Source organism: Azospirillum sp. Sh1, assembly GCF_008365135.1.
In the GTDB taxonomy this organism is placed as follows: Bacteria; Pseudomonadota; Alphaproteobacteria; order Azospirillales; family Azospirillaceae; genus Azospirillum; species Azospirillum oryzae.
Genome location: NZ_VTTK01000022.1, coordinates 71,634 through 84,164, shown reverse-complemented (window position 1 = coordinate 84,164; position 12,531 = coordinate 71,634). Strand labels below are relative to the sequence as shown.

The window sequence follows — 12,531 nt, the reverse complement described above, 5'->3', positions numbered from 1 at the left end:
TGATGGAGGGCTGGATCAGGCAGCCTGCAGGACGGGCTGCGCCGGCATCAGCTCGATGCGGTACTTCGTCACCTGCCCCACCGTGATCGCCTTGATCCGGCGGTCCAGGCCGTCTTCCTGCATCATCCGGCTCGCGGCCCGGTGGGCGTCCAGGATGTTGTAGAACTCAAGCGGGGAGGTCAGCCGCGGGGACGGCATCGAAGTCTCCTGTCATTGAATGGGCTGGGGCGGCAAGGCTGCGGCGCGCTATCTGTCAGCGCTTAGTGATAATACATGAGGATATGATGGGCTGTCACTCTTTTTCGTCGCCTCACCAGTCGCCGTCGAGCTGCTCGATCTCGCCGTCGGCGAGCGCGCGGCAGCCCGCCTTGAACTCGTCCGTCGTCAATTGCTCCATTGAGCCATCGGGCAATTGGGCAATGAGCGGGCGCTCGCCGAAGTCAGCGCCGACCAGCTTCGCCACCCTGCCCTTCCAGGCGAAGCGCCGGCCGAGATCCTCGCGGTCCAGGCCGAGCTGACGGTGGGTGCCGAGGAAGACGCCGGCCATGCCGTCGAGCTTCGGCTCGGTGAGATGCGCCTTCATCGTCAGGGTCAGCGTCGCGCCGCGGCTGGGCGCGATCGGCTTCATCGTGACGTGAATGCCGTGCCGCTCGGCGACCTTGCGGACAGCCTCATGCGCTTCGTCGGCAAAGTCGCGGGCATGCTCTGACCAACTCCGGATCATTCGGGAACCTGCACCCAATGCCGGCCATTGACCTCGACCGTCCTGATCGCCTTCCCGCCGCCGGCCTCGGCCAGCTTCAACAGGTCGCGAAGCAGGTCGGGATGGTCGAGCAGACGCTCGGGGATGGTGAAGGCCAGATCGCCGGTGTCCTTGCAGATTTCCAGCGCTCCGAAGCCTGGGATCTTCTCGATCTTCATTCCTGGGGAATCCATTGTCGTGTCGTCGGCGGGCATTATGCCTGGAAGGGGCGACACCATAGAACGGCCGAAAAACTACGCTAAACGCGGCCAGGAGCCTCCGCCATGAATCTTTGACGGATTGACTATAATTTTATAAGATCAATCCGATAGAAGTATTCCCGAGGAATAATCATGTTTAACTGGATTATAAACAAGGTTTCTGAGATCACTTCGGAATTTGGAGATGCGCTGAGGGAGGAAAGACTTAAATCTATCAAAGGGTTTAAGGAAATAAAGAACGGCGTTAAATGCTTTGCAGATGAGTCTGCCCTGATCGCCCATGTTCCTGTCAAGTGGCTATTTGAGGATCATTTTACAGAACATGCCATAACAAGAGCGGCTGTTCATAGCAGGGTGCGCAGTGCTGTCATTGCTGATTCTAATGCAAACAATCCAATAGCAAAATACAAAAGCGTGTATGGATTGTTATACAAAAATATTGACGGCGTATATTTTTTGTGCGTCCAGAACTACAAAGGCGAAGAAAATGAAACCCATGATGTAATAAAGAGGGGTTCATTATTTGCAACCAGGAAATGGGTTCCTCACACTTTTTATTCGGCCGAAGAATTTCGTTCATGGTGCGAAGATCATTTGTCCGTCGATGAGTATGTGAAGATATTTGGCTGACAGGGGATGACGCACAAAGGGCTGCGGCCTGCTCACCTCGTCGATGAGCAGGCCGCACCAAGCCGTTGATATTGCGGGGAGGCTCACTCCTCGGCGATGCGGAAGATGCGGGTGCGGCCCTCCAGGAACTGCACCGCATAGCCGCAGCAGGCGAGATCGCGCAGGGCGTCGACGACGGAGGCCTCGGCGTATTTGGTGTCCTGCGGCAGGCCGGCGCGCTTCAGCACCTCGCCGATGAACTTGCCGTCGCGCGCCTTCACCTCGGTCTGCTCCTTCAGCAGCTCGAAGACCGCGTGCCCGATCTTCACGTATTTCGCCCAGTCGCCGAAGGTGACGATCGTCGGGTGCGCCGGGTCGTTCGGGTACGGGTTGCCGGTGTCGTCCATCAGCAGGGCGTTAGGCATCACCGGCATGCAGCTCGCGGCGCGCGACGGGTCGATCTGGTGCCCCTTGCGCTTGGTGATCTTCGCCGGGTCGGCGTCGAGATACAGCCAGGTCGGCAGCACCACCTTCGCCGTGCGCTCTTCCGGCAGCGCCACGTTGGCCAGCGCTACCTTGAAGACCTCGGCCGCGACACGCTCCGGCTGCTTCTTCTCCTTCGGTTGCTTCTGGGCCTTCTCGCCGGCCTGCTTCTTCTGCTTGACCGGCTTACCGGAGAACAGGCCGGTCGTGATGGCGATGGCGCGCTCGAAAAAGGGCGCGAAGGCCAGCGCCTGCTCGTCGTCGTCCGGCACGACGAAGCTGCGGCCGGTGCCCTGGTTGAAGAAGGCGATCGCCTTCTTGAAGCTGCCGGCCGTCCAGCTCGCCGGCGGATTCTGCATCGTCGGGTGCTCGGTGTAGCTGGCGATGCTGCCGGCGTCGATCATCTTCTTGATCGCGCCGTGCAGGAACTCGCCGAGCGCCGTGACGTCGTCGTCGCTCATCAGCGGGGCCGGCTCGGCGCTGCCGGAGGCCTGCTCGTCGGCCTTGATCTCGTTCGTGATCGCCTCGATCAGGCTCTGCCCATCCTGGGCCGGCTGTTCGGCCGGGGTTTCGGCGACGGGCTGCTCGGCCACCGGCTCGGCCGGCTGCGACGCTGCATCGGCGATCGGCTGTGGGACAGGCTCGGGCGCTGGGGCCGGTTCGGCGACGGGCGCACCCAGGATTTCGCGCAGCTCCGCTTCGATCGAGGTGACTTCGTCGGACGCGGCGGGCTGCGGGGTGGCCTCGCCCGGCTCCGGCGCGCGGAAGGCCGACAGATCGGCACTGGCGGGCTGCACGGGGCTGGAGGTCTCGGTCGCGGCGTTGATGACCTGCTCGATCTCGTCGAGGCTCATGGCGGCAGCGGGAATAGCGTTCATCGGACACCCACACAATCGCTATTGGAACGACGTTCAGCATCATCGCTGACTGACAAGACAATAGACGAGTTGATGCCCACCATCGAGCAAATGCGTCCCTTGCGAATATGCGACGGCGCATAAAGCATAAGCGTTATATGCTTGTAAAACGCAAACCGGAACGGCACCATACAGCCAGCGAGAAGATCTTATCTTCTTCGCTCTTTCGGCCCAAATTTCCAGGGCAACGAGGTCGATTTTGTGGAGCATGGAATCGTCGGCCGCACTGGCCCTGAATAAGGAGGCTTAAAGGCAACATGCCTAAAGGTCGCGAGTATACATTCAGGATCAGTGCATATACTCCTGACACCATCCCTATGTCTCGGCTCGCCGAGTATATGACTGACCTTGCCACGTTTCTTGGCGAGAACGGGAGCGTGCATTTCGTGCGCCTGGAAGAGGGCAGCACCAAACTAGCTTACGTTATCGAAGATGAAGCTGTTCCCAAAGTTGATGAGCGGATCGACCGCGTTCGCACGGGTGATGGCCCGACCGATGCGCTGAAGGCATTTGGTGCGATCAATCGCCGCCTCGCCGAGGACAACGGCGTTGCAGAAATTACTGAGTTGGGGCGTGGCGCTCAAATTATTCAGTTTCCTGGTAAGGCGGCCATCGAAGAGAAGGGGTATTCGCACGTCACCCAGGAAGGAAGTCTGGATGGCGAAGTGATTATGGTAGGAGGGCCTAAGGATCTCGTTCCAGTTCACTTGCAGGCTGGCGCGAACCGATATAATTGCGTGGCCGCCAGACCAACAGCGAAAGCCTTGGCCGAATATCTGTTCACGGGGCAGGTGAGAGTGTTCGGTACTGGAAAGTGGATTCGCGGCGAAACTGGTACATGGAGCCTTGATCGTTTCCAAATTCGTCGTTTCGAGCCTTTGGACGACCGGCCACTTAGCCAGGTTCTGGAAGAACTGAGGGCCATGCCTGACACCGAGTGGCATACGTCCGAAGACATTTGGGCTGAATTGGATATACTCCGCAACGGACCGAGCGAGCTACACTGATGGTCGTATTTGATGCAACCATGATGATGTTGGCCCTCTGGCCTGACGCCCCCACGCCCAAAGATCCTGTAACTCAGCAACCAATTGACTTCGCCTCAGAGCGCGTTCAGTTAGTTGTTGCGTCTCTTGAGAAGAACAAGACAAAAATTATTATACCAGCCCCTGCGCTGAGTGAAGTTCTAGTTAGAGCTGGTAAGGCTGGCCCTAAGATTGTCTCTGCAATACAGAGGTCAAGCGCCTTCAGGATCGAGGATTTTGGCGCTGCCGCTGCTGTTGAGGTTGCAATTATGACACGATATGCGCTGGACTCCGGCAGCAAGCGCGATGGTGACGGGACTTGGGCCAAGATCAAGTATGATCGGCAGATCGCGGCGATAGCCAAGGTATCAGGTGCAAAGGTAATCTATAGTGATGATAAAAATGTGAGAAGCTTTTGTGAGCGGGCGGACATTTCAGTAATTGGGCTGGCAAGCTGCCCTCTTCCAGAAAAGCCGCCTATGCCTCCTCTTTTACGTTTGCTTGAGGCAAAGAGCGACGAAAACACCCCGGCCGAATAGGCATGTTCATATAGGTTAGGATGCTTGGCATCTCGCATATATGTTTGGACGTAAGCCAAACAGGGAATTTAAGGGGCAGATGCAAAAAAGGCCGGGACGGTGCCCGGCCTTCTCCTTCTGTTACAGCTTTTTCTTGAACGCCCCTGCCAGAGCGATGTTGACCCGTGTCGACGGGCCGCGCTCGATGTAATCTTCCTTGGGCGGGACGTAGTATTTTCGGCTCTGGTAATCGCGGATCGTCATCTTCATGAAACCGCGAAGGTCGATCTCCTCGCCGTTCGCCAAGCGGCTGGCGCAGGCATCGTAGAGCGCGGTCAAGACCTTGCCGATCTCTCCGCGCTCAATGCCTGTCGCCTTGTGGATGTCCTCGATGATCTCTCGGGTCTGGACGACCGGGCGCTCAGTGGAAGTGCCGGTCTGCTCCTGCTCCTGTGAGACGGTCGACGATGACACGGTTGGCCTCCTTATCGAATCCCTCATCGACAAGGCCGGTCGCCGCCTCAAGCCTGCTCTCCAGCTCATCCGGTTCGAGGACAGCGTGCGGGATCGCGTGCTCCGCGAGGAAGCCGGCGATCAGCATGTGGATATGCAGGCCATAGGCAACATTGGCGGCGCTCGCCTTGTCGCGTCCTCGATCTTCTATCACGGCCGGCAGGGGTTTGCACAGAATGATTTGACCTACATCATCGGTTAACGATAGGCATAGACGAACATATTGAGCCGCAACCCGGCTCGCCTGCTCGCTCATCTCCCGATTTACGTCGGCCAGCATATAGGCGGCGAAGTCGACCGGGCAGCGGTCGAAGACGCCGCCGGTGTGCTCGGCCTGCTCCCGGTCGCTGCGCCACGCCTCCAGGATCGCTTCCTGGATGGCGAGGCGCAGGTTGATGTCGATCTGCTCGTCTGCGTGAACGCCGTAGAGGCGATGAATCTCGCCGGCGCGGCTGCCAAAGAACGGCAGGCCCAGGCGCTGCGCCAGCTCGCGGGCGACGGTCGTCTTGCCCGACCCCTGGGTGCCCGTGAAGAGGATGACGGGGCGACGGGTCATCACAGCGCTCCTGCGATCAGGCCGGTGGCGGCACAGGCACAGCCCAGCGCCAACAGGACGCCAGCGCCGCCGACATGGCGGGAGAACATGGCCGCAGCCGGCACCAGCCAGATGCCGAGGATGGCGATTCCGGATCCAATGCTCATCAGTTGCCTCCACGGGTGGCCGAGACGCCGGTGGCGACCGCACAGGCGACCGATCCGATCACGCCGACGAAGCCGGCAGCAGTGGCCGCGCCTTCGACGGCGGCCTGTGCTGCCGCGCTCAGCGCGATCACCGACGCCGCGACAGAAATCCATCCAACGATGCAGGGGAGTGCGTATCGCATCACAGGGCCTCGAACTCTTCGCGGGTGACAACGCGGCCGGTCGGATTGTCATCGGCCAGCTCGATGCGCATGCCGTCGGCGTTGTGGGTGAATTTGAAGCCGCTCTTCTTCATTGCCGCGGCCAGCACCTCCGGGTTCTGTTCCTGCAGCGCCATGACGCGCTTCTCCAGGTCGGCCAGCGGCAGCGTCTTCAGCTCCGAACGGAACTTCTCGGCGGCGCTGGGATCGAGGAAGCGAGCGGCGGGATGCTGCATGCAGAGCTTCCAGACCTCGATCAGCGTCTCGATCAGCGAGCGCCGGTAGGCCGCGGGATCGACAGCGCCGATTGCCGCCAACTCCGGCGCAGCGCCTTCGCGGATTTCGTCGAGGGTGGGCTTCGTTAGGTTCATTGTCGTCGTCTCTCAGCGATGAATGATAGCACCGACCGGGCCGAAATCGTCCTTGCCGGCGGCTTGGGTGACGGGCTGCCGCTTGGTGCGGCTGCCGGGCAGAATGGAGAGGTGCTCGCTGCCGTCGGCGATGACGGTGCGTAGCGTATCGGCCGCCGGCGCTGCGGCCTGGGCGGCGTAGAGGATGGGCGCGGTGCCGGCGCAGGCGTACCCGGCCGGCGTCAGCACGCTCAGCAGCACGACGAAGATCGCGGGATTCATGCGGTCTCCTTCAGGTAGAGTTCGTAGCGGAACTGGATGCCGTTCTCGATCAGCCAGCCGCTTTCCAGCGTCTGCTTGAAGCCGGGCATCCAGGGGGAGATTGGGAAGGTCGCATCGCCCTCCGGGTGAAGGCTGACGCGGGTCAGATGGACGCGGTCGGCAAGCGGCAGGGCCTGCTTGTAGATCTCGCCGCCGCCGATGATGCAGGCCTCCCCCTCCCCTGCCCTGCGCACCAGATCGAGCGCCGCTTCGAGCGACGGCATGACGAAATCGGGGGCGGGTATGAAGGCGGCTCGGTGTGCCTGGCTGCTGACCACGATGTTGGTGCGGAACGGGAGCCGGCCATCGGGCAGGCTCTCCCAGGTCTTGCGCCCCATGATGATTGGCTTCCCGATCGTCAGCTCGCGGAAGCGCTTGAGATCGGACGGCAAATGCCAGGGCAGCTTGCCCTTACTGCCGATCACGCCGTTGAGCGCCACGGCAGCGATGATGGAGACGATCATCAGACGGCCACCGGAGCTTTGATCGCCGGATGCGGATCGTAGCCGACCAGCTCGATGTCGCCGATCTTGAACTGGCCGATCTCCCGAACCTCCGGGTTCAGCCGCAGGGCCGGGAGGGGGCGAGGCTCGCGCCGGAGCTGCTCGCGCACCTGCTCGAAATGGTTCTGATAGATATGGACGTCGCCGCCGGTCCAGACGACTTCGCCCGGCGCGTGGCCGGTGATCTGGGCGACCATGTGGGTCAGCAGCGCATAGGACGCGATGTTAAAGGGCAGCCCCAGGAAGACGTCGACCGACCGCATGTAGAATTGGAGGTCGAGGGCGCGCTTAGGAACGCCGATCTCGTCCATATAGGCGTCGACCCTGCCGCCGGAGACCCAATCGTCGGGGTCGACCCAGCCTCGGATTTTGGCGTGGGTGGTCGAGAAGTCGGCGTTCATCCGCTCGGCGGCGAAGCGCAGACGGCGACCAAAATCGAGCGGCCGGCTGTTGAACTGAAACATCATGTGGCAGGGCGGCAGCGCGGCGGCCTCAACCTCGGCGGCGTTCCAGGCGTTGACGATAATGCGCCGGCTGTCGGGTTTGGTGCGCAGCGTCTCGATCGCCTCGGCCAGCTGATCGACGCCGTCGCCACCCAGCTCCTCGCCGAAGTTGCGCCACTGATGACCGTAGACCGGCCCAAGCTCGCCCCACTGCCGGGCAAACCCGTCGTCGGCGAGGATCTTCGCTTCAAACTCGCTGCGCGTCATCATCTGACCGACCGGGCACCGCTTGTTGTAGTCGGCCAGCGGCCAGTCGGTCCAGATCGAGACGCCCTGCTCCACCAGCGGCTTGATGTTGGTATCGCCGGAGATGAACCAGAGCAGCTCGGCCGCGACGCCCTTGAAGAACACCTTCTTGGTGGTCATCAGCGGGAAGCCGTCGGCCAGGTTGAAGCGCATCTGCCGGCCGAACACCGAGCGCGTGCCGACGCCGGTACGGTCGGCCTTGTCGGTGCCGGTGTTGATGATGTCCTGGAGAAGGTCGAGGTACTGTCTCATCAAAACACCCCAAACATTTTGAGGAGGCCGGCGACGAGGCCGGCCGTCAGGAGCCACTGGATCGCGGCCAGACGATGCTCGACGCGCAACAGCGTCGCGTTGATGACCACTTGGCTGCCGATCAGGTTTGCCGTCGCCGTCTCGACCGTGTTGAGCTTACGGCCGGCCGACCGGCGCGTGCCCTCGACCATCATGTTGGCCACGGTGCCCATTTCGCCGGCCGATGCGCTCATGGACGGCGTGTTGCGCGTCGCGACCATCATGCCGCCTCGGCGTTGCCTTCGAGCGCCGCGCGCTCGGCGTCCAGGTTGCGCACCAGCGCCCGGTCCTCCGAGAACTTGTCGCCGTAGCGCTTGACCAGCTTGGCGATCACCCGGGCGCGGGCGTCGTCGACGGCGATGCCGGTGCCGCGCGCCAGCAGCTCCTGATACCAGTCGATGTCGCCGGTCTCCTCGGCGGCGTTGACCAGATCGAGCGGCTGCTTGCCGAGAACCGCCTTCAGCCACGCCTCGGCCAGCTCGCCGGCTTCGGTGACGATGCCGAGAATGGCGTGGGTGACGTCGGCCGGGACGGCATCGAGGTTGATACGGTCCTCGTCCTCTTCGGTGAAGGGGGCGGTATCCTCGTTGACAACCTCATAGAGGGCGTTCGCGAAGCCGTCGGCGTCGATGTCCTTGCCGTAGACCAAGCCCTTCTTCAGTAGATCGAGGGCGCGGGCCAGCCCAATGATGCCGGCCATGCCGGCACACAGCTTGGTCAGCTCGATCTTCTCGGGATGCAGGTTCGAGGCTGCGGTACGCATTGTCAGTCGATGGAACTCAGCTCCGGTGAAGGGAGTGCTCATATGCTCACCTCGTTGTGTTCTATGACGCGACTATACGATATTATCAGTGAGTGGTGAATATAAAAGAGCGCCGCAGGAAAGCCCCGGTGCAAGCCGGGGCTGGGTGCTCACTTCTGGGCAGGCGTGTCGTACTTGTCAAAGTGGTTGGGCGGAGGCACCTCGACTCCAACGCATCCTCTCGTGACGCCGTCCTTGCCAGAGAGAATGTAGCAGGCATTAAGCTCGCCTGTCGTTGTGTCGAGACGCCAAACTCCCGTCTCGCCGTTCTTCATCATCTGGAAGCGGCCGATCGCGCTATCGCGCGGCTTTGGCATCTGGGCGATGTAGACGGCCCCGCCGGTCACGATGGCGGCTGCAACGGCCGCGGCGATCACGTTCTGCACGACTGGCTCCCTGGTAGCTCGGGCGCGGACACTAGGGCCAGCACCCGAGAAGATCCAGCGCAGGTTGGCAGCCGCGCATAGGGCAATAGCTACATGGCTCCATGTAGCTATTGCGCCATTGCTCAAGCGACTTCTGGCGACAGCAGCGCGTGCGTCTCCGTGAAGCCACCGATCAGCGTCTCGCCGCCGACCGCGTCCAGCTCGTAGATCTTCGGCACCGAGCGCTCGCGGCCCTGGAAGCCGCGCTCGTCGTAGAAGGCCTGGCGCTCGGCGTCGTCGCTCAGATCGACGATCTCCAGCGCATGCCCCTGCCCTGCCAGGAAATCCTTTGCCCGGCGGCAGAACGGGCAGCCGTCCTTGCTGTAGACGCGGAAGCGCCGCGGCGGCGCGAAGCTCCAGTCGCCGCTCAGCGAGCCGACCTCGTAATCGGCAACCTTGTTCTCGAAGAAGTTGGTCAGGTCCGGGGCGTTCAGCACCACGTCCACCCACGGCAGCGGATTCTTGCCGCCCACCGAGAAGTTCGGCTTCAGCCCGAGCTGGACGAGCCGCCGGTCGGTGATGAAGCGGATGTAAGCCTTCACCTCCTCCGGTGCGAGGCCCTCGACCGCGCCCTGCGCATAGGCCAAGTCGATGAAGCGATCCTCCAGCTCGACCGCCTGCCGGGCCATGCTGTAGATCGCGCGCTTGAAGGCGTCGGTGACGATCCGGGGATGCTCGTCGCAGAGCGCCCGGAACAGCCGGGCAATGCCTTCGACGTGCTTGCTCTCGTCCTTCGTGCTCCACTCCACAACCTTGCCCATGCCCTTCATCAGGCCGCGGCGCTGGAAGTTCAGGAGCATGACGAAGCTGGCGAACAGCGAGACGCCTTCATTGAACACCGACTTCGCCAGCGTCAGCCCCAGGCCGCCGTGGCTGCTGGGGTCGGCGTCGAGCATGAAGTCCGACTTGTCGGCCATCTCCCGGATTTCCATGAAGGCGGTGTAGTCGCTCTCCGGGAAGCCCAGTGTGTCGTTCAGCAGTGCATAGGCGCGCTGATGGGTGCCCTCGCGTGCCGCGAACGAGGCCAGCATGTTGCGGATCTCGTTGTTCTTGAAGCGCGGCACGAGGTAGTCGAGGTAGAAGCGGCCGACGTTCACGTCGCTCTGGGTGAACATCCGCAGAATCTGGCTGATGAAGTTCTTCTCGGCCGGCGTCAGGCGGCCCGGCGTCTTCCAGTCCGCGACATCGTCGGCAAGATCGACCTCCTCCTCCGTCCAGTGCATGCGCTCGTGCTCGACCGCCAGCTCGACGGCCCAGGGAAAGAGGAACGGCTTGTAGGCGGTGCTGTACTCGAACAGGCTCATCGGTGGATCACCCCTGGCAGGAGATGCAGTCGTCGCCGGCGACGGCGTCCTTCAGCGCGACGCGCTCGATGGACTTGGAGACGGTGTCGGCTTTGTTGCGGGCCTCCGTGCGGTAGTAGTAGAGGCCCTTGCAGCCGAGCGCCCAGGCGGCAATGTGGACGTTCGCGACGTGCTTGCGGTCGGTGCCGGGCGCGAAGAACAGGTTCAGCGACTGGCCCTGGCAGATATGCTTCTGGCGGGCTGCCGCGTGCTGCACCACCCACATCTGATCCAACTCGATCGCCGTCTTGAACACGGCCCGGTCCCGCTCGGTCAGGAAGTCCAGATGCTGCACCGATCCCCGGTTCAGCATGATGTCTTGCCAAACCTCGTCGGTGTTGCGGCCGAGCTGCTCAAGCCGGGCTTCCAGGTGCCGGTTCTTGACGAGGTGGGTGCCGACGCGCGTCCGGTGGGCGAAGGCGTTCGCCTTCCACGGGTCGATGCCCGGGCTGGTGCCGACGATGGAGGCATTGTTCGCGGTCGGCGCGATGGAAAGCAGATGCGAGTTGCGCCGGCCGGTGCCGACCATGTCCGGGGCCTCGCCGCGCTCAGCGCCCAGCTCCAGCGAGCGCTTCTCGGCCGCGGCCTTGATCTCGGCATGGATGCGCTCATCCAGCTCGACCGCTTCCCAGCTCTCCCACGGGATGCCCTTGGATTGCAGGTAGGCGTGAATGCCCATCGTGCCCAGGCCCAGCGCACGCTCGCGCATGGCGCTGTAGCGGGCGGTGGCGATGGTGTCGGGCGCGTGCTCGATGAAATACTCGATGATGTTGTCGAGGGCGGTGATGAGGTCGCCGACGAACTGCCAGATCACCGGCAGCCATTCGTCGCGCTTCTCGATGTTCAGGCTCGACAGGCAACAGACGAGCGTTCGCATCTTGCCGAAGATGTCGCGCCCGGTCGCCAGATGAATCTCGTCGCAGAGGTTCGAGCCGAGAATCTTCAGGCCCAGCTTCTTCTGCGCCTCTGGCAGATGCCGGTTGGCCGTGTCGATGAAGTTCAGATACGGCTCGCCGGTGCGCGCACGGGTTTCGAGGATCTGGGCGAACAGCTCGGCGGCATCGACAGTCTCACGCACGTCGCCGTGATGCGGGTCGATCAGATCCCAGCTCTTGCCCTCGATCACCGCGCGCATGAAGTCGTCGGTGATGTTGACGGCATGGTGGAAGCCGGTGGACAGGCACTTGCGGTTGCTGTCGCCGGCGGCCGCCGGCAGGCGCAGGCCGATGAACTCACGGATGTCGGGATGGCTGACCGACAGGTAGGCCGCATAGCTGCCGCGCCGGATCGCACCCTGCTTGTAGGCGCGCACCGTCGCATCGGCCGTCACGATGAACGGAATCGGGCCGGGAGCCTTGCGGTCGACCGAGCGCACGAGATCCCAGTGCCCGCCGACGCCGCCACCCATGATCGACAGCCACTTCAGCTCGTTGTCGTGGGCGACCAGGCTCTCCAGCGTGTCTTCCACCGCGCCGGCGAAGCACGAGATCGGCAGAGCCTTGGTCGGCTTGCCGGCGCGCGGGGCGTTCGACAGTGGCGGCGAGGCCCAGCCGAACCAGCCCTTGCTGGCATAGTCGTAGAGGCGCTGGGCGAGCGCCCAATCGGTGACGCCGCGGAAGGTGGCCCAGGCGATCGCCGCCGCGGCAAAGCCGTCCTGCGGGCGCTCGCCGGGGTGCAGGTAATGCTCGGCCAGGAGCTTCAGGGACTGCTCGCTCAGCAGAGCGTCCCGGCTATAGTCGATCTGGATCATAGGGAGGGTCTCCGGTGAAGAGTCCCGCTCGATGTCGGGAGGTATATTCTAGTCATCGGTTACTGAT

20 protein-coding genes are annotated in these 12,531 nt (G+C 62.5%); 3 read left to right on the top strand and 17 right to left on the bottom strand.

All coding sequences use genetic code 11. The features are described from left to right. Positions 1–15: 15 nt before the first annotated feature. From FZ029_RS20975 to FZ029_RS20965, 3 genes are all read right to left on the bottom strand, one after another. Positions 16–198: a hypothetical protein gene (locus FZ029_RS20975; protein WP_149271655.1), complete on the bottom strand. Its 183-nt coding sequence runs from the start codon at positions 196–198 to the stop codon at positions 16–18. A gap of 112 nt (positions 199–310) precedes the next feature. Next, positions 311–724 (bottom strand): hypothetical protein, encoded by a 414-nt coding sequence (locus FZ029_RS20970; protein WP_149271653.1) that lies wholly within the window; start codon positions 722–724, stop codon positions 311–313. Beyond that, complete coding sequence (locus FZ029_RS20965) at positions 721–921, bottom strand: hypothetical protein (protein ID WP_149271651.1); 201 nt, start codon at positions 919–921, stop codon at positions 721–723. The genes FZ029_RS20970 and FZ029_RS20965 overlap by 4 nt, the downstream gene beginning before the upstream one ends. Positions 922–1,095: 174 nt before the next feature. Between FZ029_RS20965 and FZ029_RS20960 the strand changes: the two genes are divergently transcribed. Further along, complete coding sequence (locus tag FZ029_RS20960; protein WP_149271650.1) at positions 1,096–1,593, top strand: hypothetical protein; 498 nt, start codon at positions 1,096–1,098, stop codon at positions 1,591–1,593. A gap of 83 nt (positions 1,594–1,676) precedes the next feature. Here the strand turns inward: FZ029_RS20960 and FZ029_RS20955 are convergent, their stop codons facing one another. Beyond that, entirely contained in the window at positions 1,677–2,933 is a 1,257-nt protein-coding gene (locus FZ029_RS20955; protein WP_149271648.1) for a hypothetical protein, read from the bottom strand. 377 nt (positions 2,934–3,310) lie between these two features. Between FZ029_RS20955 and FZ029_RS20950 the strand changes: the two genes are divergently transcribed. Then, positions 3,311–3,979: a hypothetical protein gene (locus FZ029_RS20950; protein WP_149271646.1), complete on the top strand. Its 669-nt coding sequence runs from the start codon at positions 3,311–3,313 to the stop codon at positions 3,977–3,979. Then, positions 3,979–4,536, top strand: coding sequence for a PIN domain-containing protein (locus FZ029_RS20945; protein ID WP_149271644.1), 558 nt, complete (start codon positions 3,979–3,981; stop codon positions 4,534–4,536). Before FZ029_RS20950 ends, FZ029_RS20945 begins: the two co-directional genes overlap by 1 nt. Positions 4,537–4,656: 120 nt before the next feature. Here FZ029_RS20945 and FZ029_RS20940 read toward each other — a convergent pair whose 3' ends face one another. The 13 genes from FZ029_RS20940 to FZ029_RS20885 all read right to left on the bottom strand — a co-directional run bounded on the left by FZ029_RS20940 (position 4,657) and on the right by FZ029_RS20885 (position 12,464). Continuing rightward, complete coding sequence (locus tag FZ029_RS20940) at positions 4,657–4,989, bottom strand: HU family DNA-binding protein (protein WP_188052006.1); 333 nt, start codon at positions 4,987–4,989, stop codon at positions 4,657–4,659. Continuing rightward, positions 4,937–5,584 carry an AAA family ATPase gene (locus FZ029_RS20935; RefSeq protein WP_149271640.1) on the bottom strand — a complete coding sequence of 216 codons (648 nt, stop codon included), beginning with the start codon at positions 5,582–5,584 and terminating at the stop codon, positions 4,937–4,939. Before FZ029_RS20935 ends, FZ029_RS20940 begins: the two co-directional genes overlap by 53 nt. Continuing rightward, positions 5,584–5,730, bottom strand: a complete 147-nt coding sequence (locus FZ029_RS33080; RefSeq protein WP_188052005.1) for a hypothetical protein — start codon at positions 5,728–5,730, stop codon at positions 5,584–5,586. The genes FZ029_RS20935 and FZ029_RS33080 overlap by 1 nt, the downstream gene beginning before the upstream one ends. Next, positions 5,730–5,912 (bottom strand): hypothetical protein, encoded by a 183-nt coding sequence (locus FZ029_RS20930; protein ID WP_149271638.1) that lies wholly within the window; start codon positions 5,910–5,912, stop codon positions 5,730–5,732. The genes FZ029_RS33080 and FZ029_RS20930 overlap by 1 nt, the downstream gene beginning before the upstream one ends. Further along, positions 5,912–6,301 (bottom strand): hypothetical protein, encoded by a 390-nt coding sequence (locus tag FZ029_RS20925; protein WP_149271636.1) that lies wholly within the window; start codon positions 6,299–6,301, stop codon positions 5,912–5,914. Before FZ029_RS20925 ends, FZ029_RS20930 begins: the two co-directional genes overlap by 1 nt. A 12-nt stretch (positions 6,302–6,313) precedes the next feature. Further along, positions 6,314–6,562, bottom strand: a complete 249-nt coding sequence (locus tag FZ029_RS20920; protein WP_149271634.1) for a hypothetical protein — start codon at positions 6,560–6,562, stop codon at positions 6,314–6,316. Beyond that, the gene (locus tag FZ029_RS20915; RefSeq protein ID WP_149271632.1) at positions 6,559–7,065 is read right to left on the bottom strand and encodes a dihydrofolate reductase; all 507 of its coding nucleotides are present in this window, start codon (positions 7,063–7,065) and stop codon (positions 6,559–6,561) included. Before FZ029_RS20915 ends, FZ029_RS20920 begins: the two co-directional genes overlap by 4 nt. Then, a complete protein-coding gene (thyA, locus tag FZ029_RS20910; protein ID WP_149271630.1) occupies positions 7,065–8,105 on the bottom strand; it encodes a thymidylate synthase in 1,041 nt (346 codons plus the stop codon). Before thyA ends, FZ029_RS20915 begins: the two co-directional genes overlap by 1 nt. Then, positions 8,105–8,368 carry a hypothetical protein gene (locus tag FZ029_RS20905; RefSeq protein ID WP_149271628.1) on the bottom strand — a complete coding sequence of 88 codons (264 nt, stop codon included), beginning with the start codon at positions 8,366–8,368 and terminating at the stop codon, positions 8,105–8,107. The genes thyA and FZ029_RS20905 overlap by 1 nt, the downstream gene beginning before the upstream one ends. Beyond that, on the bottom strand, positions 8,365–8,907 hold the full coding sequence (locus FZ029_RS20900; protein ID WP_149271627.1) for a hypothetical protein: 543 nt from the start codon (positions 8,905–8,907) through the stop codon (positions 8,365–8,367). Before FZ029_RS20900 ends, FZ029_RS20905 begins: the two co-directional genes overlap by 4 nt. A 149-nt stretch (positions 8,908–9,056) precedes the next feature. Next, positions 9,057–9,332, bottom strand: a complete 276-nt coding sequence (locus tag FZ029_RS20895; protein ID WP_149271625.1) for a hypothetical protein — start codon at positions 9,330–9,332, stop codon at positions 9,057–9,059. A gap of 122 nt (positions 9,333–9,454) precedes the next feature. Then, a complete protein-coding gene (locus FZ029_RS20890; RefSeq protein ID WP_188052004.1) occupies positions 9,455–10,675 on the bottom strand; it encodes a ribonucleotide-diphosphate reductase subunit beta in 1,221 nt (406 codons plus the stop codon). Positions 10,676–10,682: 7 nt separating this feature from the next. Continuing rightward, complete coding sequence (locus tag FZ029_RS20885; RefSeq protein WP_149271623.1) at positions 10,683–12,464, bottom strand: ribonucleoside-diphosphate reductase subunit alpha; 1,782 nt, start codon at positions 12,462–12,464, stop codon at positions 10,683–10,685. Between the last annotated feature and the right edge of the window lie 67 nt (positions 12,465–12,531).